Consider the following 22,496-nt stretch of genomic DNA (forward strand, 5'->3'; position numbering starts at 1 on the left):
TTTTAACCTTTAATAATTTGAGATTATGGCAAAAGTTAAATCCCTTGCAGATCTGAAGAGAATGAAAGAAGAGCTTCAGTCGAAGATGGATCTTAGGGAGAAAAGCAACGATCCGGAAGGCCTTGTACAGATTAAAGTTGCAATGGCTACATGTGGAATTGCCTCTGGAGCTAAAGAGGTGATGGAATTCCTTATTGAAGAAACAGCAAAAAGAGGAATTCGGACTGTAGTTACCCAAACCGGATGTATGGGATATTGCTATGCAGAACCTACAATTGAGGTTCAGATTCCAGGGAAAGAGCCCATCGTTTTTGGCGATGTAGATATTAAAAAAGCTGACCAAATTGTTGAAAAATACATTAAGAATGGTGAATTGGTCGATGGAATAATACCTGTAAACTACAAAACTCTAGACTAAACCTAAACGAAACAACAATTATGGAAAAGTATAAAATGCATATTCTTATTTGTGGAGGTACCGGTTGCCGGGCTTCTGCCAGTGAGGCTATTCAAAACAATTTGCAGGATGCAATTAAAGCCAAAGGACTTGAAGATGAAGTACAGGTTGTAATGACCGGTTGCTTCGGATTTTGTGAAAAAGGTCCTATTGTTAAAATTCTTCCGGATAATACTTTCTATGTGGAAGTGAAACCTGAAGATGCAGAAGAGCTAATCGAAGAGCATATTGTAAAAGGTCGTAAAGTGATGAGATTGCTTTATGTTGATCCGGAGAACAAAGAGGTGATTAGTGATTCGAAACATATGGGATTTTATAAAAAACAAATTCGAATTGCGCTTCGAAATTGCGGTTTTATTAATCCTGAAAATGTTGATGAATACATTGCACGAGATGGTTATGCAGCTTTGGGTAAGTGTTTGGCTGAAATGACTCCGCAGACGGTAATCGACGAGATTAAAGAATCTGGATTACGAGGACGGGGAGGAGGAGGATTTCCAACAGGTTTAAAATGGGAATTTGCTTCTAAAAATGAGGCTGATCAAAAATATGTAGTTTGTAATGCTGATGAGGGAGATCCGGGAGCATTTATGGATCGTTCCATCCTGGAAGGTGATCCTCACTCAGTTTTGGAGGCTATGGCTATTTGTGGTTACACAATGGGAGCCGATAAAGGTTTGATTTATATTCGTGCTGAGTATCCTTTGGCGATTACCCGATTAAAAGTTGCGATTAAACAAGCCCGCGAATACGGTTTGTTGGGCAGCGATATTTTAGGTTCCGGATTTAATTTTGATGTTGAAATGCGTTACGGAGCCGGAGCATTTGTTTGTGGTGAAGAAACGGCTCTGATTCACTCGATGGAAGGTCTTCGTGGTGAACCTACCGTTAAACCTCCTTTTCCTGCTGAATCAGGGTACAATGGAAAACCAACGAACGTAAATAATGTTGAAACATTTGCGAATATTCCTGTTATCATTAATAAAGGAGCAGGTTGGTTCAATAAAATTGGAAGTGAAAAATCAAAAGGTACCAAAGTATTCGCATTGGCCGGAAAAATCAACAATGTTGGTTTAATTGAAGTGCCAATGGGAACTACTCTTCGTGAAGTGATTTACGAAATTGGTGGTGGCATTAAAGATGGTAAAAAATTCAAAGCTGTTCAAACAGGTGGTCCTTCAGGAGGATGTTTAACAGAAAAGCATTTAGATACTCCTATCGATTTTGACAATTTGATTGCTGCAGGTTCTATGATGGGATCGGGTGGTATGATTGTTATGGATGAGGATGATTGTATGGTATCCATGGCTAAATTCTATTTGGAATTTACTGTTGAAGAATCTTGTGGTAAATGTACACCATGTCGTGTTGGTAACAAGCGTCTTCACGAATTGTTGGATAAAATCACTTTAGGAAATGGAACTAAAGAAGATCTTGATCTATTAAGAAACTTAAGTACTGTAATTAAGGATACTTCTCTTTGCGGATTGGGACAAACATCTCCAAATCCAGTTCTTTCAACACTAGAGAATTTCTATGATGAGTATATTTCTCACGTAGAAGATCACAAGTGTGCAGCAGGACAGTGTAAGGCTTTGATGCAATATGTAATTGATCCTGAATTGTGTGTAGGATGTACTTTATGCTCACGTAACTGTCCTGTTGATTGTATAGCAGGAGAACGTAAGGAAGCGCATATTATTGATGCATCAAAATGCATTAAGTGTGGTGCGTGTATGGAGAAGTGTAAGTTTAATGCAATAAGCATACAGTAAGGAGGATCTTGAATATGGAAAAAATGATCAAATTAACCATTGATAAAAAACAAGTAGAAGTACCTCAGGGAACTACTATTTTGGAAGCAGCCAAAGGAATCGGTGTTGATATCCCAACTCTTTGCTATATGCATCTTGGCGATATGGGAATTGAACACAAACCTGGTGGATGTCGAATTTGTGTTGTTGAGGTGGAAGGCCGTCGTAATTTGGCACCATCTTGTAACTCGAAGTGTGAGCAGGGTATGGTGATTCATACTCACAACATGAGAGTGTTAAATGCCCGTAAAACTGTAATGGAGCTGATGCTTTCAGATCACCCATTCGATTGTTTGGTGTGCGCGAAATCAGGAAACTGTGATTTGCAGTCAACAGCACAACAATTAGGCGTTCGGGAATTGCATTATAAAGGTGAGCAATCAACCTATAAAGTTGATTATTCCCCATCAATTATTCGCGACATGGACAAATGTATTATGTGTCGCAGATGTGAAACAATGTGTAACGATGTGCAAACAGTAGGAGCTCTTTCTGCTGTAAACAGAGGTTTTAAGTCTGTTGTTGCTCCGGCATTCGAAATGGATTTAGAGAAATCAACCTGTACTTACTGCGGACAGTGTGTTGCAGTTTGTCCTACAGGAGCTCTTACCGAAAAAGACCATACCAATCAACTAATTAGAGATCTTGCAGATCCTAAGAAAACTGTTGTTGTTCAAACGGCTCCCGCTGTGCGTGCAGCTCTTGGTGAAGAATTTGGAATGGAACCAGGAACTTTGGTTACAGGAAAAATGGTTTCAGCATTGCGTCAGTTAGGATTTAACAGCGTTTTCGATACTGATTTTGCTGCTGATCTTACCATCATGGAAGAGGGAACAGAATTATTGGATCGTTTGAAAAGACATTTGGATGGAGATAAAGATGTTAAACTACCAATTTTAACCTCTTGTTGTCCGGGATGGGTGAACTTTTTTGAGCACCATTTCCCAGAGATGAAAGATATTCCATCAACCGCACGTTCTCCTCAGCAAATGTTTGGCCCTATTGCTAAAAATTATCTGGCGAATGAGATGGGAATTAAACGTGAAGACATGATCGTTGTTTCCATTATGCCTTGTCTGGCTAAAAAATACGAATGTCAGCGTGATGAGTTTAAAGTTGATGGCGATCCGGATGTGAATTATTCAATATCAACCCGTGAATTGGCAAACTTGATAAAGCAGGCTAATATGGATTTAAAAACTCTTCCGGATGAAGAATTTGATAATCCACTTGGTGAATCTACTGGTGCCGGTGTAATTTTTGGTGCTACGGGTGGTGTTATCGAGGCCGCTGCTCGTACTGCTTATGAAGTTTACACGGGAAAAACATTAGAGAATGTGAATTTTGAGGCTTTACGTGGTATGGAAGGCATTCGAAGTGCTACAGTCGATTTTGACGGACTGGATGTTAATATTGGTATTGCTCATGGTTTGGGAAATGCCCGTAAACTTCTTGAAGATATCCGTGATGGTAAATCGCAATATCATGCAATTGAGATCATGGCTTGTCCTGGAGGTTGTATTGGTGGTGGTGGTCAGCCATTGCACCATGGTGATTCTTCAATCTTGAAAAAACGTGCAGCAGCTCTTTATCGTGAAGATGAAGGAAAAGCTATTCGTAAGTCACACGAGAATCCATACATCATTAAATTGTATGAAGAGTTCTTGGGTAAGCCATGCGGAGAATTATCTCATAAATTATTGCATACTCATTATTTCGATAAGAGTAAGGATATTGAGGTTGAATAGTTTTAAATAGAAATGAGATTATAGTCCCGATAACTATCGGGATGAGTAATGAGAGAAAAGGAAAAACCTGAATCTCAAATCTCAAGTCTCACATCTAAAATCTTTAAAATATTATGGCAAAAATTAAATTAGCAAAATCCAAAGTGGATAAACTTGTGGAGATTTGCAAATCATTTGATAATGAAGGAAGCGAGTTGATTAATGTGCTTCATAAAGCTCAGGAGACCTTTGGGTATCTTCCAGCTGAAGTTCAGGAAATCATTGCCCGCGAATTGAACGTTTCTGTTGCTCATGTGTATGGTGTAGTTACATTCTATTCATTTTTCTCGATGGTACCCAAAGGTGAATTCCCAATTTCTATTTGTATGGGAACAGCTTGTTATGTTAGAGGTGCTGAGAAGGTGTTGGAAGAATTCAAACGTCAGTTGAGTGTTCCTGTTGGCGAAACTACCGAAGATGGTAAATTCTCAATAAGCTGTTTGCGTTGCGTGGGAGCTTGCGGACTAGCTCCGGTTGTTACTATCGGAGAACGTGTCTACGGACGTGTTTCAGCAGGGGATGTAGCTGATATTATTAAAGAATATCAAAAATAGAACCGGATTCTAATTTGAAGCCTCCGGCCATTGACCGGAGGCTTTTTTATTAATCCCAAATTAGTTCCTGCTCTTTTAAACTTTTGAAGAAGGAAGAACGGAAAGTATCACCAATAGGAATTCTTTCCTGACCAATAACGACTCTGTTTTTATCTATGATGTCGATATGCTCCAATGATACAATATAGGATTTGTGAATTCTTAGAAATCTATCTGCAGGTAGATAAATACTCAGGTTTTTCATGGTTTGCAGAGTGATAATTTTCTTGTTAATAGTCTGAATCCATATATAGTCCTTCATTCCTTTAAAGAATAATACCTCATTAAATTTCACTTTCTCTATCAACGAGTTATTCTTAACAAAGAAAAAATCATTCTTCTTAATTTCAGGTTTTGGATGTTCAGTTTTGCCTTGTTTTTGGATGTAAATATTGTTTAAAATCTGAATGAATTTTTCAAATGAAACAGGTTTCATAATGTATTCAAAAGCACTAAGGTAATGATCCTTATATTTATATGAGGCACATCTCATACTTATAATAACCTCCGGTTTTTGGATGTTGAATTCACTCCAATCAATTTTTTGTTGTTGAGCAAATTCCAGATCCATAAAAATTAGATCTGTTTTATTCTCGTTGATATAAGTTTTAGCTTGATTTAAATCTGAAAAACAAGCTTTGATGTTTAGGTAGGGAATGCTTTCTCCATATTTTTTAAGGGATTCAATATGAGGTAAGTCACGGTCAAGAATAATACTTTCTATTATCATAGCTGCTAATATAGTAGCTTTTGCCGGGAAAGGGATGAACTTAACACTATTTAACCATATACGTTAAATAGTGTTAATGTATATGGTCATTCAAAATTAAAGGTTGTTGCAGGGAATCGACTACCATCAAATCCATAAGATCATCAATAGAGATGGATGGCATTTTATTAAGTTGTATTTTTTCGAGAACCTTTTCACCAACAATTCTTGCTGATTCTTCAGAAGGGAAAGTATGTTTTTCTTGAATTGCAGGAATTCTGTATTGGTTGATGATTGCTTTATTATTCTTTAAAATACGATACCCCCAGCCTTCTTCAATTTGATAGGTTTGTATGGTATATGCCGGTTTCGTTTTGCCAGTGAAGAGGTAAACAGAAACGAATAAAATCCCAATCAATAGGACTATTATAAAAAAGTATTTTTTTTTAATCATAAAAAATATCTAAATGAAAAAGGCTGAATCTTAACGAATCAGCCTTTTGTAAGTTATTATATAACTATTAATTATCGTCTTCGTCTTCTTCTACATTTGGTTGAAATTCCCAAGTGTCATCAAGATAGCTGGTTCCAGAACTACCCGTTGCAATATATCCTTTTGTTCCTTCAGCGTTAGAAAAAGCAACTGCATTTATTCGTGAATATACTTCAAGTTCTAAATTTTCTTTTTCATCCCATTTGTCAGTTGCAGGATTGTATTCCCAAACATCTCTTTTTAGACTACTGCCATACATACCAGTTGCAATATATGCTTTGTTGTTAATTACAAAGGTTACAGCGCTTGACCTCATAACATCTTCATTGTCGTTATCTTCGTCAAGTTTTTTAATTTGACCTTCATCTGTGGCCCATTCTTCTGATGCAATGTCAAATTTATAAATTTCGTCTTGTTGAGCGCCGCTGTTTTCGAGTCCCAGACAAATGTAAGCATAGCCACCAATAACAAAAGAACTGGCTTCTTTTACTTTGTTACCATGAGTCCCCATTGAAGTCCAATTGGTACCATCAAATTTATAATAATCATTTAGGTATTTTTTATCTGCACCATCAAGATCTCCATAACCAGCACCAACAACGCCATACGTTGCAGTGCTAAAAGCAACAGAACCTTCTCTAACACCACCTGGGAAAGCAGCAATTTCAGTCCAGGTTTCAGTAGCTGGGTCAAATTCCCAAAAATCAGCATAACGAGTGTAATCACCGTCAAAGCCTGTTCCTACATAACCTTTTCCATTAGCAGAAAAAGCAACTGCATTCTGACGTACTTTGAATAGAGCATCAGGAGTTGGAACGCTTGTCCAGGTTTCATTTGTCAGATCAAATTTTTTGAAGCTGTTTAATCTATCTTCACCATCGTATCCGCAACCTACGTATGCATAGTTTCCAATAGTAAATGTAACGGCGTTACTTCTAGGTACACCAGAGAAATCATCTTTCTTAACCCAGTTTCCCATAAGATCATCTCCACTACTACAACTTGCAAATAGAAAGAGGGTAGCAATAATCCCTAATGATAGTACTTTTCTCATTTGTTATTTATTTTTTCAATGTTAATATCTTGAATAGGCATTTAAAAATTCCATTCTAAAATATGAATTTGCATAGGATTAATTAAAGTAAATAATCCTTGTTCTAAATTCTACTAAAGGACAAATATAAACAAAAAACAATATTATTAGTTTTGTATGACTAAAAACTGATAAATAATTTAGAAAATTTAACTATTGTTTTCAGGGATCGACTTTGTCGATATTTTAATTACATTTGTCAGGAAAATCAATATAAGACATCTATAAAAGTTCTTTACTATCTTAATTTTGTTTTTATTTGAGGAACTTTTTTAACCAGAATTTTAAAAAAATATGAATAGATTATTTTCCTTAATTATAATTCTTTCGGTTCTTATTATAGGATGTAATTCGGAGGGATTTGAAATACATGAGCTTGGTGAAAATCTAATTGAAAGTTCTACAGTAATCAATATGGTAGATACTTTTACAATACAAAGCTCAACAGTTATTATGGATTCAATTCAGACTTCTTCGTTAGGAAGTGTTTCTGTAGGACGTTATGTTGATGAATACTTAGGAAGCATGAAGGCAACTGCCTATTCAAAAGTTGAATTGGGAACTGTTTTTAGTTTGGATACAACTGACAAGGCTAAATTGGATTCAATTGTTTTAGTAGCTTACAGTAAAGGTCTTTTTTGGGGTGATACGACCCAAACCCAAACGATTAATGTGCATAGAGTGACAAATCATATTGAACTAAATTCGGACACATCAGCGTATTACAATATTTATAGTTTAAATATTGATTCGGAAGTTTTGGGAACAAGAACATTTAAGGCTCGTCCTAAGCGGAAAATAGAAGTTGGTTCAGCAAATTATCATGATTTTAGGATTCGATTGAATGATGAGCTTGGTTATGAGATTCTTGGAGAAGCAATTAAATCTGATGGATTTACTTCAGATGCAACAAAATGGGAAGAAAGGTTTGAGGGAATTTCTCTGGTTCCCGGGGAAGATGATAATGCTGCAATTTTGAATTTCCAGACAGATAGTATGAATATTCGATTGTATTATAGGGTTGTTGGAAGTAGTACCGGAGGAGGTGTTGAGAGACATCGGGATTTTACGATAAGTAAAACTTTATCTTTTACAAATTACAAGGCAGATAGAACAAATACGAACCAGCTAGGTGCAGGCCTAAGTGGTTTGGTCGAGAGTGAGATTGATATACCTTCAGAACAAACAAATAATTTATCCTTTATTCAGGGGGGAACAGGGATATATACCAAGTTGAAAATTCCATATTTAGAATTGTTAGGTCAGCAAGGTGATGCTGTTTCTTTATTAAAAGCAGAATTACTTCTATATCCATTAGAGGGAACAGATCAAAAAGAATTGTACCCGTTATATGGATTGAATTTCGAGATTTATGAAACAGATAAAAAGAATAGATTAGTCTCTGCAATTCTAAATTCGAGAAATAGTCAATTAACATCTATTTACTATGTGAATTATGAAAATCCTGAAGATACTCCCTTGTCTTTTGATCTAACCAATTATGTGGGGAACGTATTAGCTAATGGAATGGAAGATGACGAAGGACTCATGATTAAGTTGACAAGTCAGTTTGATAATGGATTTGTTAATAGAATGGTGATTAATAATGATCCTAATTCACGTTTCAAAATAAAATTAAGAACAACTTATGCAGTGCAAAAATAACAAACTATTTAGTGTCAGTATGAAAAACTTATATTTATCGATATTATTGGTGTTAGTTAGTGGAGTTCATGTTTGTTTTGCTCAAAATAATACCTCATCTCCATATTCTTATTATGGTCTTGGAGAATTGAATCAGGTTGGTTTTGGTCAGGCTTCCGGATTTGGCGGAACCAGTCTGTCATTTAGAAATCGCAGTTATTTATCTGTTGATAACCCAGCGGCACTAACTGCTATTGATAGTTTGAAGTTTATTTTTAATGTTGGTGTTTCTTCAAAAATATCTAATTTAAATCAAAGTGGAAATTCTGATGTTCTTTATGATAATAATCTAAGTGGTGTTTCTTTAGGTTTTCGAGTTTCACATAAGATTGCATCAGCAGTATCATTGGTTCCTTATACAAGTATGGGATATAATATTTCATCACTTGAAAAGGTAAATGGCAGTTCGGATTATTATCAAAGAATACTTTCTGGTTCGGGAGGTTTAAATCAATTCGTTATAAGTAATGGTATTGCATTAACCAAAAAATTATCCTTGGGGGTAAATGCAATATACTTATTTGGAAATAATTCGGCGAACGAAACAATTACGATTGGTAATACTTATAATATTACTGTTGAGAAATTGATATCAAAGGGCATATATGGTAATATTGGTATGCAGTATCAGGATTCATTTACTAAGGATTGGGAAATTACTATTGGAGCAAAGTTTCAACCAAAAGTTCAGGTTGCAGCTAAAAAGAAAGAGAATGTTTCAAATTCTGGTTCTGGAAATGTAATTGATAATGATGTTCTTAATAAAGGTTCTTTTGATGTCCCGATGACTTATGGTTTTGGTCTGGGATTTACTAAAAATAAGCAATTGTGGCTTGGTGCCGATTATTTGCATGAAAAATGGAGTGAAACAAAGATATTTAAAAAATCAAGCGCATTAGCTGATCGAAACCGATATAGTGTAGGTATGAATTACATCGCTAATGATGGTTATGCTACCAAATTTTTGAAGAAACTTACTTATAGATTTGGGGCATTTTATGATACAGGATATATTGTTAATGATATTGATCGTATTAAATCAAAAGGGGTGAGTTTTGGGCTTGGAATTCCAATGGCACAAAATAAAGGGGCAATAAACCTTTCTTTTGAGTTTGGACAAATGGGAACAGCCGATAATAATAACGTAAGAGAAGATTATGGTCGGGTTACGATTGAAATGAGTTTGTTTGAAACTTGGTTCTTAAAGCGGAAGTATCAATAAGAATATTTAGTGTTATTCTATAACAACCCAAGGTATTAACGACCTTGGGTTTTTTTATGGATTGAGAATAAGAATAGAATAAATCTTAAACTCTAAATTATTATTGAATCAAAATAATAATGTTTAATTTTGCTCTGAAAACTAACAAAATACATGAGAATATTGGGTTGTATGTACTACCCGTTTTTCGTGAATATACAGCGCAAAACATGAAAATGATCTACAAACCTCAGGAGTATCGGGTTAAAGATGAAAGGATGAAACCTTTTATTGATGAATCTGAAATTTGGGAGATTTTGGAAGAAGCCCAGCCAACCGAAGAAAATGTTCGTCGGATTATTCAAAAATCATTGGATAAGAATCGATTAAGCTTGCAGGAGACTGCCGTTTTGTTAAAGGTTGAAGATGAAAAATTAATCGAAGAGATTAAAGCTGGAGCAAGAACACTTAAGGAAAAGGTATATGGTGACCGTATCGTTATTTTTGCTCCTTTGTATATTGGGAATAAGTGTGTAAACAATTGTACATATTGTGGTTTTAGAGCCTCAAATATCAAACAAAAAAGGACAACCCTTACACACGGGCAAATTAAAGCGGAAGTTAAGGCTTTGGAGGATTCTGGTCAAAAAAGACTGATTCTTGTTTATGGTGAACACCCAATGTATGATGCTGATTTTATTGCTGATTCAGTAAAAACAGTTTATGATGTGAAATCGGGTAATGGTGAGATCCGAAGAGTTAACATCAATGCGGCCCCTCTTGATATTGAAGGATTTAAAGTTGTTAAGGAATCAGGAATTGGAACCTATCAGATTTTTCAGGAAACATACCACCGTGAGGCATATGCTAAATATCACTTAAGTGGCAAAAAGAGAGATTTTGATTGGCGCTTAACTGGTCTTGACAGAGCGCAGGAGGCATTAATCGATGATGTTGGTATTGGAGCATTGTTTGGTTTGTATGATTGGAAATATGAAGTGTTGGGTTTGATTCGTCATGTGAATCATTTCGAGGCTTGTTATAATGTTGGACCACACACGATCTCTTTCCCACGAATTAAAGCAGCTTCCGATTCTAATATTGATCCTGAATTTGAAGTTAGCGACAAGGATTTTGTTAGACTTGTTGCGATTCTTAGACTGGCAGTTCCTTATACTGGAATGATTCTTACAGCCAGAGAGTCAAAGGAAATCAGGGAAGAGGTAATTAAGCTTGGTGTTTCTCAGATTGATGCAGGTACTAATATTCAATTGGGTGGATATTCCGAAGATAATGCAAAAGAGCAAAAATTAGAACAGGAACAATTCGAAATTGGAGATCCCCGTAGTTTATCGGAAGTGATTGATGAGCTTCTGGAGAAAAAGTATTTGCCTTCATTCTGTACGGCCTGTTACAGGAAAGGTAGAACGGGAGAGCATTTTATGGAGTTTTCGGTTCCTGGTTTTATAAAACGGTTTTGTTCTCAAAATGCGATTCTAACTTTAGCTGAGTATTTGGAGGATTACGCCACACCAGAGATGAAAAAGAAGGGATATGATTTAATCGAAGTGAAGATTAATGAATTAAAAGATTTTCAGAAAACCGAGGATTTACACAAACGCTTGGAGATGGTAAAGCAGGGTGAGCGTGATCTTTATTATTAGCAATTTAAAGTGAATTTTGATTTTTGGAGATGAGATGTTTTTTGTAACTTACTACTAGTCCGTCTGATAACTCTAAATTCGCTCATATGGAAACATCAGCTATTTGGATATTTGGTATTCTTATCCGCGACAAGGAAAAAGAAGATGGTTGTGTACAGAAAATTCTTGTTCAATACGCAGATTCTATTAAAACCCGCTTGGGTTTATTCGATGTGGAACATCGGAAGAGTCATCCTCAAGGGTTGCTGTTGATTCAGGTGATTGGATCAGAAAAAGAAATGGAACGATTCGAAAAAGAAATTTATATGATTGAAGGAGTGGAAATTCAGCATATGATGTTTGAATCGTAGAGATTAAAAAAAAAGTTCGGCATTGCCGAACTTTTTTTTACATTGCTTTTTTAAGTTCTATAAAGAAATGTGCACCTTTTCCGGGTTCACTCTCACACCAAACTTTTCCTTTCATAGCTTCAATATATTTTTTCACAATGGATAATCCCAGACCAGTTGATTTCTCTCCTGCAGTTGGTTTTGCACTTAAAATCTGGAATTTTCCAAATAGTTTTTTCTGATCTTCAATGGGAATTCCCGGTCCTTCATCGCTTATAACTGATCTTACCATTTGTCCCTCTTCCCAAATTCGGATATTTATATTTTTATTAGAGGGAGAAAATTTAATCGCATTCGAAATTAAGTTTTCATAAACCTGAGTCATGTAGTTTCGGTCTACCATGGCATAGGCATCATAAACATCAAGCTTTAGTGTTAACTGTTTTCTTTTAAGATGATCTTTAAAGTTGAAATTTACAGCTTCTATTAATTTTTTAAGATTCGTTTTTTCCAGTTGTAAATTGATGTTTTTTGATTCAATCATTCCTATGTCAAGTATTTTAGTAATCATGTTATTCATGCGTTGAAGGGCTTTCAGCATAAAATTAACATTCTCTAAATTTTCCGGATGATTGTTTTCCTCCATTTGTGATTTTAAATATTCTGTGATTGAAATGGTAGATGTCAAAGGATTTTTTAAATCATGAGCTATGATTCCAATCAAGTGATTCTTCTCATTATTTAGCTCTGTGAGTTCATTGTTTTTTTGTTCAATTTCCTCTTTTTTGATTTTAACTTCTTTGTTGGCTTCTTGCAATCTTCTGCTTTGAATTTCGATGTTTCGATACGATTGAGCATTTTCAATTGCGATGCTCGCATATACAGCAATATTTTGCAGCAAGGAAAGATGATATTCCTGAAATGCATTTTTAGCAAAACTTTGAACAGTAATAACTCCTGTAATTTTGTTTTTTATTTTTAAAGGCAAATAAATAACTGATTGCGGAGTGCCGGTTTTTTCGATTGGTATAATTTTAGTAATGTATTTGCTGTATTCCTTTTTAAGATCTGAGATAAATAATTCTTTGTCATTCTTAAAACAATAAACAGCCAGACGGGTGTCATCTTCAAGAGCAAATTCAATAGAATTAAGATCTTTGCCTGCTTCTTTAATTCGTGGAAAAATAAGACAGTTGTTGTCTTTTTGATAAATGCCGATACCAAAAATTGAGGCGTCCATTAATTCATTTACCGACTCGTAAACGGTGTCGATTATTTTCTCAACAGATAAACTTGAGGTAACAGCTTTTCCGATGTCGTTCAAATGGATAAGGTTCATGTAGGATTTTTGAAGCTGTTGTGTTTGCTTCAGAATTTCATTTTTCTGTTTTTGTAAAATTTTATTTTGTGACTCAATTTCTGAATTCTGAAGGCTGATTTCTTTTGTTTTTTCAGTAACCAATTTTTCAAGCTCTCTCTTTTTTTGCTGAATGTTTTGAATTCTGACTCTAACGATCAGATAAAAGGATAATCCAATAATTAGCAGAGCAATACTTCTAGCCCACCAGGTGTTCCACCATGGTGGACTTATTGAGAATTTGTATTCGTAGGCTCTTGGAGTCCATATGCCATCACTGTTTGATGCCTTGACTTTAAAAGTGTAATCTCCCGGAGGAATTCGAGAATAGACAGCTTCATTTTTTGAGCTGATTGGTGACCATTGCTGATCCAAACCTTCCAATTTCCATTGATATTTTACTTTTTCAGGAGCTTTGTAGCTGAGGGCTTCAAAATTAAAACTTAGATGATTCATATCGTGAGTAAGTTTTAAATCCTTTGGTAGAGGGAACCATGGATTCACACCAGAAACGCATTTGCTGTACTTTTCGTCAATCCAATTCACTTTCTTGAAAAACAGTTTGATATCAGTAAGTTGAATGGTAGGTGGAGTTGGGTTGATGTGATCTTTGCTCGGATTAAACATCATTGCTCCGTTAATGGTTCCAAACCATAGATTTTTATTCGAATCAATGTAGTTGCAGCCACCATTATTTTCAATGCCAATAAATCCATCAAATTTGTTGTAGTTTCTTATCGAAGATATTTCTCCTGATTTACTATACTTTATTTTATCCACACCGTTTTGAACACCAGCCCAAACAGAGCCCTCTTCATCAGTAAGAATCGAGTAAACAATATTAGAACTTAAACCTTCGTCAGAAGTAAGGTAAGTCCAGTTTGTACCGTCCCAGATATTGATGCCGCCACTAAATGTGGCAGCCCAAATTCGTCCCAAAGAATCTTCTGTTACCTGCATTACCCATTTGTAATTCAGGCCATTGGTTTCATCAAAATTGACTACTTTTTCTCCATCATACATCGATAAGCCCTGAAAATGACAAAACCAGGCCCGCTTTTTGGAATCTACATAAACACTGGTGATAAAATCAACCTTTAATCCATGACTCTGATTCGAAATCTGAGTTCTCTTTTTATTTTTATCGATGTGAATAACACCCATTCCTTGCGTTGTAAGCCATAATTCATCATCAACACTTAAAATGTCAATTACTCCGGTACCAATAGGAAGACCATAGCGTTCTGAAACTTCTTTAAATGAAGAACCGTTAAACTCAAATATGCCATTGAAGCCTGCCATTAATAATTTTCCGTTGGGAAGTTCATGAAAATCCCTAATGTTTAGCAGACCGGGATTGTCTTGCGGAGTAAAAGTTTCTTTGTGGTTGTTTCTGAATTGAACGACTCCTTTGCCGGCAATACTAAACCAGTAATTTTTTTTAGAATCTTGAAAAATTGCTCTGACTATATTGCCTCCAACATCATTAACAAAGTCGAGAGAAAGAAATTTGTTATCGCCATACTTTATCAAACCATTTCCATTGGTTGTAAGCCAGATATTTCCTGAATTATCTTCAACAATAGTATTGATAAATGGATTAATTAAGCCCCGACTGCCATCTATTATTTTTACATTCTCCCCATCAACCAAAACAACGCCGGTTCCGCCAACACTCACCCATAATATTTGATTTGAATCAAGCATCATATTTCCAATGTTTAAGGGGAATATTTCATCAGGTAATTTAATTTGGATTGGTTTTTTATTTTCAATTCTGTAAATTTTGTTGCCATATCCAGGAATGAAATTTCGAAACCAAATCTGATTACTCGCATCCTGAAGTACAGGAATAATAATTTGATCAGCAAATTCAGGCAGATTGTTATAGTCAGATCTGGAAAGTTTTTCATCTATATAAGTGTAAAGCCCATTTCTGGTTGTGATGAATAAAGTTTTTTCATTATCCATGAAAATGGATAAAACCTGATTGTTTTGATTTAATTCGGGGTGCTTATCTCCAAAATCAGAGAAATGCCCATTGTTGTATTGCATTAAAAATCTGTTGTTTTGATCGGCTCCAAGGGCCCATATTCTGCCTTTGTTGTCTTCAAGTATTTGAAAGTAAATTGCGTTTGGAAGACTGTCTTTTTGATTGTAGTTACGGAACGAGATGCCATTAAAAAGGGAAATTCCGATACTGGTTCCTATCCATAAATTGTTTTTTGAGTCTTGTAGCAATGCTCTTATATTGTTGTCGGCAAGACCATGAGTTTTGTTGTAGGAGAAAAATTCTTTGCCATTAAACCGGGATATTCCTCCTCCGTTTGTCCCCATCCAAAGGTTTCCTTTTTTATCCTGAATTAAACTGAATACCTCAGATTGAGGCAGGCCTTCTTCAAGGGAATAATTCTTAAAACTATATTGTTGAGCTTGACTAGGATTATTAGGGATCAAAGTCAGAAAAAAGGAAATTAAAATTGTAATAGAGTACCTCATGTATCCTTATTTTCGATGTGGTGAAACTTAGTTAAGATACAATTTTTTTTTGAGGTAGTAAAGGCTTAAAATCAGGAACTGAGTATGTAAGTTGTTGGTTTTTCTTGAGCAAAAAAAAAAGCGACTTAGGCCGCTTTTATTTGTTTTGTCGCTTTCGAAAATGTTGTGAATCTCCCCATTCTCCGTAGCCTATAACTCCATCTGCCATATTAATTCTGGCTTCCATGCAGTTGGTGCAATCATCCGCACCTTCATCAATGCAAGGCTTGTTTTGATAAAGTAAATAGTTTGCTCTTTCGGTGGTTGGTGTAATATTGGGCATAATAATATTGGCTCCAATTCGCAGTGCTTTTTCTCTTCCCAGCGGATCAATAGCCTGCAGGGCAGTGGCCGAAGCTATATTAATATCCTTCATCATGATTCTAAGTACAGCAATCATTTTTAGTGTAAGTCTGAATCTATCATTCAGGCTCATTAATTGATCTTTGTACTGATACATTGGGGTTTGATCGTGTTCAATAAATGGTCCCATGCCAACCATGTCGATATCAAACTTTTGCATAAAAAGCAGATCGTTGGCTAAATCATCGTAAGTCTGAAAAGGAATTCCAATCATCACTCCGGTTCCGGTTTGATAGCCAATTTCCTGAAGATATTTTAGACATTTCAACCTTGTTTCGTGCGAATGTTCTTCGTTGTTAGGGTGGATTTTATTGTAGAGCTCTTTATTGCTCGATTCAATGCGCAATAAATAACGGTGAGCACCAGCATCAAACCATTTTTGATAGGTTTCTTTTGTTTGTTCTCCTATCGAGATGGTAATACCGAGTTCATTATTACTAACTTTTTTAATCTCTTTTAATAAGTTCTCAATCCGATCAATAAATTTTTGATCCGATCTTTCACCCGATTGTAAGACTAAAGAACCATACTTATTTTCGTAAGCAAATTTTGCTGCTTTTAGGATTTCTTCATCTGCTATATCATACCTGTTTACTGCACTGTTGCTTGCGCGGATTCCACAATAAAGGCAATCTTTTTTACAGATATTTGAGAATTCAACCAATCCACGGAAGTGCACATTTCTTCCAACATATTTTAGTTTTGTTTCTGATGATTTCACAAATAATGCTTTTTCATCTTCATTTTTCGACTGTAATAATCGAATAATATCGTCTTTTGTGAATTGATCCTGCTGCAAGATCTGCTCAATACTTTTCGTCATTTGGAATTAGTTGCTTTTAATTCAGAAACAAAATTACAGATAAAATTTTAGCTTTCTGTACCCTTGGATACAAAATGGATATTTGCATAGTAAACTCCGAATTTACAGATTCGGTAAATCATTGATAAAAAAATGATTGGGGAAAATTGATGGATTAACAGCATTTTACGTTAACGTTTGTTTTTGCTTACAGTTTGTTGGCTAAATCGCTCTTTTGGGAATAGATTATTATTATATTTGTCGAAAAATAGCAAAATACTAAACAACAAAACATGATAAACGAACAGTTACTTAACCCTAAAAGTATTGTAGTTGTTGGAGGTTCCGATGATGTACAAAAACCAGGAGGTAAGGTCTTAAAAAATTTAATTGATGGTAATTTTAAAGGTGATCTTTATGTTTCAAATCCTAAAATGGACGAGGTTCAGGGAGTTGCGTCATACAAAGATTTGAAAGATTTGCCACAGGCAGATTTAGCAATTATAGCTATTGCTGCTAAATTTTGTCCTTCAACCATTAAATTTCTTGCTGAAGAAAAAAATACGAGAGCTTTTATTATTCTTTCAGCCGGATTTAGTGAAGAAAATGAAGAAGGCGAGAAATTGGAAAAGGAAATCGTAGAGATTGTTAATTCGGTAGGTGGTTCGTTAATAGGCCCAAATTGTGTTGGTGTATTAAATTCTAATTATAACGGTGTTTTTACAACGCCTATTCCAAGTTTAGATTCCAAAGGATGTGACTTTATATCAGGTTCTGGCGCAACCGCAGTTTTCATTATGGAATCTGGTGTTCCAAAAGGATTGTCTTTCTCAAGTGTATATTCTGTAGGAAACTCCGCACAAATGGGTGTTGAAGAGATTCTTAAATACATGGACGAGAGTTTTAATCCTGAAACCAGCAGTAAGGTTAAATTATTATATATCGAGAACATCGATAAGCCTGCCATGCTTTTAAAGCATGCTTCTTCTTTAATCCGTAAAGGTTGTAAAATTGCAGCAATTAAATCGGGTAGTTCGGAGGCAGGAAGTCGGGCAGCTTCTTCGCATACCGGTGCCCTGGCCAGTCCGGATGTTGCGGTTGATGCCTTGTTTAAAAAAGCAGGTATTGTTCGTTGCAAGGGGAGAGATGAGTTGGCAACGGTTGCCTCAATTTTTATGCACCCTGAGTTAAGAGGGAAAAATATTGCTGTGATAACTCATGCAGGAGGACCGGCAGTGATGTTAACAGACTCACTTTCGAACAATGGATTGGATGTTCCTCATATCGATGGGGCAAAAGCTGAAGCTTTGCTTGAAAAACTATATGCTGGATCATCGGTGGCTAATCCTATTGATTTTCTGGCAACAGGAACCGCTCAGCAATTAGGAGATATTATTGATGCTTGTGAAAACGACTTTGATAATGTTGATGCAATGGCCGTAATATTTGGCAGCCCTGGGTTATTTCCAGTGTATGATGTTTACGATCTTTTGCACGAGAAAATGAAGCAGTGTAAAAAGCCAATCTATCCAATTCTACCTTCGATAGTTAATGTTAAAGATGAAATTGAGCATTTTCTTGCTAAAGGACGAATTAATTTTCCTGATGAAGTAGTATTTGGTGACGCATTGGCTAAGGTTTATAATACGCCAAAACCTCAGGCAGAAGAAATTGTAATACCGGAAATTGATAAGCTTGCTATTCGTACGATTATTGATGAAGCTGAAAATGGTTATTTGAGTCCCGAACAGTTGCATAATTTATTGGATGCTGCAGGAATTAACAGAGCCAAAGAAGGTGTTGCCGATACTGAAGATGAAATTGCAGCTATGGCAAAAGAAATTGGTTTCCCTTTAGTGATGAAGGTTGTTGGCCCCGTTCATAAATCGGATGTTGGCGGTGTAACCTTGAATGTGAAAGACGAAGAAACTGTTCGTTCGGAATTCAGAAGAATGATGCAGATTAAAGATACTTATGCCGTTATGCTGGCACAGATGCTAAAGGGTACCGAAGTGTTTATCGGTGCAAAACGTGAAGAAAAATTCGGACACATGGTGTTGTGTGGTTTAGGAGGTATCTTTATCGAAGTTTTAAAAGATGTGAAAGCTTCATTGGCACCAATTGCTAAACAAGAAGCTCATGATATGATTCAAGGATTAAAATCTTATGGAATCATTAAAGGAGTAAGAGGACAGGAACCCGTTAATGAAGATAAATTTGCTGATGCAATTACTAGGGTAGCAGCTTTAATGAAAGTTGCTCCTGAAATTTTCGAAATGGATTTAAACCCTCTTTTAGGAAATAAAGAGGCCGTAGTTGCGGTTGATGCACGTATTCGAATTGAAAAATAATCCCGGATTTATTCGGAATAAAAACTTATAATTTTGTGATGAGAAAGTTGAAAGATCTAAGTTTAAATGAGAAGTTGATGATCAGTTTTGTGATAATCCTGTTATTAGGAATTGCTGTGAAATGGAATGGAGTAAAGGAAGGTTTTTTCAAAGGATGGAGTAAATACTCAGAACAAACAGATAAATAGTATGGATAGCATGGGAATTTCTCATGCTATTCGTTTAGAATAAAACGATACATGAAAAGACAGGATATTATTTTTGCCTTTGGCTTCATTCTTTTGTTTTTGCCGTTTTTTATTTTCCAAAGCGTTTTTGATTTCTATATCGACTTTAATAAGGCGCATGGAATGATGACCAGTTTTGTGAAATTTGCAGTTTTGGCAACATTAGGTGAACTTATAGGACTTAGACTAAGAACAGGGAATTATTATCAAACCGGATTTGGAATATTACCACGAGCAATAGTTTGGGGATTTTTAGGGTTGACCATTAAATTGGCTTTTGTAATTTTTGCAACAGGAACGCCAATTTTTTTATCCTATTTGGGTGTTCAAGGAGCTGTTGATGCAATGAAAGGCTATTTTTCTCTGGTAAAATTATTGGTGGCATTTGCAACTTCTGCTTGTCTTAATTTAATCTATGCACCGGTTATGATGACACTTCATAAAATTACCGACACGCATATTCTTGATAATGGAGGAACATTATCAGGATTTATGAGACCAATTCAGATTTCCAGAATTTTCATCAATCTTAATTGGGATGTTCAGTGGAATTTTGTCTTTAAAAAAACCATTCCTTTTTTTTGGATTCCTGCCCATACAATTACCTTTTTATTACCTCCTGATTTTCAGGTTTTGTTTGCGGCCTTATTGGGGATCGTTTTAGGGGTTTTACTTGCCATTGCAAGTTTGAAAAGTTCCAAATAATTTTAACTTTGTAAGAACGTTAAACACACAAACAAAATTGATATCACTAAACACTGTATCCTATGAGTAAAATTGGATTGTTTTATGGCCCGGAAGGTGGAAATGTAGAAAGAGTAGCTAAACTGCTTGCTGAAAAAATAGGTTCTGATAGAATTGTTGTTCATAAGGTTAAGGATTGTGAGGCTAAAGATGTAGCTCAGTATTCCAATATTATTATGGGGATTTCGACTCTTGGTAAACACAATTGGTCTTCGGATAATTCAGGAAACGATTGGGATATTTTCTTTCCTAAATTGAATGGATTAGATTTAAAGGGGAAAAAAGTGGCTCTTTTTGGTTTGGGTGATCATATTGCTTATGCAGATTTTTTCGTTGATTCAATGGGCGATTTGGCTGACAGTATCATATTAACCGGAGCCGAAATTGTAGGACAGGTAAGCGATGAAGGATATGAATTTGGTGATTCTAGAGCTTTTAGAGAGGACAAATTTGTTGGTTTACCTTTGGATGAAGATTTTGAAGATGATTTAACCGAAGAAAGAGTAGAGAATTGGGTGAAATTAATTCTTCCTGAATTTAAATAATTAAATGGATATAGATATTTGGGCTGACGGTTTACCGATCAGCCTTTTTTTTTGTTGGTTGTGACGATTCAGCATTTCGACAACGATTACTTTGTGTGAATTGTAATTATAACATTGTTATTAGTTTTAAATTGTAATGAATTTTCGTAAAATTGCAATGGTCAAAAATTACACTAATTTTTAATAAAATACTTAAACCAAAAATGATGAAAACCCCAATAAACTCTCAAATTGTTGATCAAAAACTTGCTTTGTGTGAGATTCATAAAATGGAGGATGCCACAATTCGTGATGTGGTTCGTGTTGTTAATATGATTGAAGAAGAAAGTGGCGAGAAGTTCATACGTATGGAGATGGGGGTTCCGGGGCTAAAACCGGCAAAAGTTGGAATCGAAGCAGAGAAACAAGCTTTGGAAGATGGCGTTGCTTCTGCTTACCCTATGTTGGAAGGAGTAAGAGCTTTAAAAGAGGAAGCATCAAAATTTGTGAAGAATTTCATGAATGTTGATATTGCACCTGAAGGTATTGTTCCGACAGTAGGTTCAATGCAAGGTGGTTATGCTGCATTTATGACCATAGGTAATTGTGATGCTAAAAAAGACACCATATTATTTATTGATCCAGGATTTCCGGTTCAAAAAACTCAGTTAGAGGTAATGAATCAGAAATATGAATCTTTCGATGTATTCAATTATCGGGGAGATAAGTTGAAAGCAAAACTGGAAGAGTTTTTGGTAAAAGGAAATATCGCGGGTATTATCTATTCGAACCCAAACAATCCGGCATGGATTTGTTTTAATGAGGATGAGTTGCAAATAATAGGAGAGTTGGCGAACAAGTATGACACAATTGTTATGGAAGATTTGGCCTACTTTGCTATGGATTTCCGAACCGACCTTAGTCAGCCCGGCGTTGCTCCTTATCAGCCAAGTGTTGCTAATTATACCGACAATTATGTGTTGATGATTTCCAGTTCAAAAGCATTTAGTTATGCCGGTCAGCGTATTGGATTGCTGTGCATTTCAAATAAATTATTTCACACGCGTTTCGAAAATTTAAAACCACGCTTTGGGGCTGATGAATTTGGTTATACTCTTATTTATAGAATTATCTATACTTTATCATCAGGAACTTCTCATTCTGCACAATATGCTTTACGAGCAATGTTAAAAGCAGCTAACGAAGGCAAATTCAATTTTATTGAAGAGGTTAAGGAGTATGGAGAGAGAGCCAAAATCATGAAAAAGTTATTTTTAGAAAATGGCTTTGAGTTGGTGTATGAGGGGGATATTGATTTGCCTTTGGCTGATGGATTTTATTTTACCGTTACTTACCCGGGTTTATCCGGGCCTGATTTAAATAAAAAACTATTGTATTATGGTATTTCAGCAATTTGTTTGAATGAAACAGGTAGTTTAAAAGAAGGACTTAGGGCTTGTGTTTCGCAAGTTTCCCGAAAACAGTTTAAGGTATTGGAGTCTCGGTTAAAAGAGTTTCATAAACACCATCAGATATTGGCTTAACAAATTGGTGCTAATGATGATAATAAGGAGAATATATTTGTTTGATAGATAGTAATTTGTGCGAAGTACAGATTAAAACTTCAAAATAACAGCACTTAAAGTTTTATGGATTTGTATTCATGAAACTTTTTTTTTGATGTATATTTAAATGTTAGAGAATTGATTCTTGTAACAATAACGTTGCTTATGTCAGGTTTCAATT

General features: G+C 35.5%; 18 protein-coding genes. 13 read left to right on the forward strand and 5 right to left on the reverse strand.

Annotation, left to right across the window (positions count from 1 at the left end):
• Positions 1-25: 25 nt before the first annotated feature.
• From ACKU4N_RS05100 to ACKU4N_RS05115, 4 genes are all read left to right on the forward strand, one after another.
• The gene (locus ACKU4N_RS05100) at positions 26-418 is read left to right on the forward strand and encodes a (2Fe-2S) ferredoxin domain-containing protein (protein WP_101308746.1); all 393 of its coding nucleotides are present in this window, start codon (positions 26-28) and stop codon (positions 416-418) included.
• Between the two features lie 20 nt (positions 419-438).
• Positions 439-2,232, forward strand: a complete 1,794-nt coding sequence (locus ACKU4N_RS05105; RefSeq protein WP_321321220.1) for an NADH-ubiquinone oxidoreductase-F iron-sulfur binding region domain-containing protein — start codon at positions 439-441, stop codon at positions 2,230-2,232.
• Positions 2,233-2,246: 14 nt separating this feature from the next.
• Entirely contained in the window at positions 2,247-4,019 is a 1,773-nt protein-coding gene (locus ACKU4N_RS05110; protein ID WP_407937234.1) for an NADH-dependent [FeFe] hydrogenase, group A6, read from the forward strand.
• Between the two features lie 113 nt (positions 4,020-4,132).
• Positions 4,133-4,612: an NADH-quinone oxidoreductase subunit NuoE family protein gene (locus ACKU4N_RS05115; RefSeq protein ID WP_101308744.1), complete on the forward strand. Its 480-nt coding sequence runs from the start codon at positions 4,133-4,135 to the stop codon at positions 4,610-4,612.
• Positions 4,613-4,661: 49 nt separating this feature from the next.
• On the opposite strand, the gene ACKU4N_RS05120 is transcribed toward ACKU4N_RS05115, so the two are convergent.
• The 3 genes from ACKU4N_RS05120 to ACKU4N_RS05130 form a co-directional block, all read right to left on the reverse strand.
• Complete coding sequence (locus ACKU4N_RS05120; protein WP_321321226.1) at positions 4,662-5,381, reverse strand: LytR/AlgR family response regulator transcription factor; 720 nt, start codon at positions 5,379-5,381, stop codon at positions 4,662-4,664.
• Positions 5,382-5,454: 73 nt separating this feature from the next.
• Entirely contained in the window at positions 5,455-5,814 is a 360-nt protein-coding gene (locus tag ACKU4N_RS05125; protein WP_321321229.1) for a DUF4907 domain-containing protein, read from the reverse strand.
• Between the two features lie 67 nt (positions 5,815-5,881).
• Positions 5,882-6,907 (reverse strand): Kelch repeat-containing protein, encoded by a 1,026-nt coding sequence (locus ACKU4N_RS05130; protein ID WP_321321231.1) that lies wholly within the window; start codon positions 6,905-6,907, stop codon positions 5,882-5,884.
• A 333-nt stretch (positions 6,908-7,240) separates the two neighbouring features.
• Here ACKU4N_RS05130 and ACKU4N_RS05135 point away from each other — a divergent pair, with 333 nt between their 5' ends.
• From ACKU4N_RS05135 to ACKU4N_RS05150, 4 genes are all read left to right on the forward strand, one after another.
• Entirely contained in the window at positions 7,241-8,611 is a 1,371-nt protein-coding gene (locus tag ACKU4N_RS05135) for a DUF4270 family protein (protein WP_321321233.1), read from the forward strand.
• Positions 8,612-8,630: 19 nt separating this feature from the next.
• The gene (locus tag ACKU4N_RS05140) at positions 8,631-9,872 is read left to right on the forward strand and encodes a BamG family beta-barrel-assembly machinery protein (RefSeq protein WP_321321234.1); all 1,242 of its coding nucleotides are present in this window, start codon (positions 8,631-8,633) and stop codon (positions 9,870-9,872) included.
• A gap of 209 nt (positions 9,873-10,081) precedes the next feature.
• Positions 10,082-11,515: a [FeFe] hydrogenase H-cluster radical SAM maturase HydG gene (gene hydG / locus ACKU4N_RS05145; RefSeq protein ID WP_321321237.1), complete on the forward strand. Its 1,434-nt coding sequence runs from the start codon at positions 10,082-10,084 to the stop codon at positions 11,513-11,515.
• A gap of 86 nt (positions 11,516-11,601) precedes the next feature.
• The gene (locus tag ACKU4N_RS05150) at positions 11,602-11,865 is read left to right on the forward strand and encodes a hypothetical protein (RefSeq protein WP_101308738.1); all 264 of its coding nucleotides are present in this window, start codon (positions 11,602-11,604) and stop codon (positions 11,863-11,865) included.
• A 37-nt stretch (positions 11,866-11,902) separates the two neighbouring features.
• On the opposite strand, the gene ACKU4N_RS05155 is transcribed toward ACKU4N_RS05150, so the two are convergent.
• Together ACKU4N_RS05155 and hydE are read right to left on the reverse strand one after the other, a co-directional pair.
• Positions 11,903-15,700 carry a sensor histidine kinase gene (locus tag ACKU4N_RS05155; RefSeq protein ID WP_321321238.1) on the reverse strand — a complete coding sequence of 1,266 codons (3,798 nt, stop codon included), beginning with the start codon at positions 15,698-15,700 and terminating at the stop codon, positions 11,903-11,905.
• A 136-nt stretch (positions 15,701-15,836) separates the two neighbouring features.
• The gene (gene hydE / locus ACKU4N_RS05160; RefSeq protein ID WP_321321240.1) at positions 15,837-16,925 is read right to left on the reverse strand and encodes a [FeFe] hydrogenase H-cluster radical SAM maturase HydE; all 1,089 of its coding nucleotides are present in this window, start codon (positions 16,923-16,925) and stop codon (positions 15,837-15,839) included.
• Positions 16,926-17,197: 272 nt separating this feature from the next.
• Between hydE and ACKU4N_RS05165 the strand changes: the two genes are divergently transcribed.
• From ACKU4N_RS05165 to ACKU4N_RS05185, 5 genes are all read left to right on the forward strand, one after another.
• The gene (locus ACKU4N_RS05165) at positions 17,198-19,255 is read left to right on the forward strand and encodes an acetate--CoA ligase family protein (RefSeq protein WP_321321242.1); all 2,058 of its coding nucleotides are present in this window, start codon (positions 17,198-17,200) and stop codon (positions 19,253-19,255) included.
• Between the two features lie 38 nt (positions 19,256-19,293).
• Positions 19,294-19,443 (forward strand): hypothetical protein, encoded by a 150-nt coding sequence (locus ACKU4N_RS05170; protein ID WP_154675792.1) that lies wholly within the window; start codon positions 19,294-19,296, stop codon positions 19,441-19,443.
• A 51-nt stretch (positions 19,444-19,494) separates the two neighbouring features.
• Complete coding sequence (locus ACKU4N_RS05175; RefSeq protein ID WP_321321247.1) at positions 19,495-20,187, forward strand: hypothetical protein; 693 nt, start codon at positions 19,495-19,497, stop codon at positions 20,185-20,187.
• Positions 20,188-20,249: 62 nt separating this feature from the next.
• On the forward strand, positions 20,250-20,771 hold the full coding sequence (locus ACKU4N_RS05180) for a flavodoxin (protein ID WP_321321249.1): 522 nt from the start codon (positions 20,250-20,252) through the stop codon (positions 20,769-20,771).
• A 203-nt stretch (positions 20,772-20,974) separates the two neighbouring features.
• Positions 20,975-22,294, forward strand: a complete 1,320-nt coding sequence (locus ACKU4N_RS05185; protein WP_124991213.1) for an aminotransferase class I/II-fold pyridoxal phosphate-dependent enzyme — start codon at positions 20,975-20,977, stop codon at positions 22,292-22,294.
• Positions 22,295-22,496: the final 202 nt, after the last annotated feature.

Origin of the sequence: Labilibaculum sp. (genome assembly GCF_963664555.1) — a bacterium.
Taxonomy (GTDB): domain Bacteria; phylum Bacteroidota; class Bacteroidia; order Bacteroidales; family Marinifilaceae; genus Labilibaculum.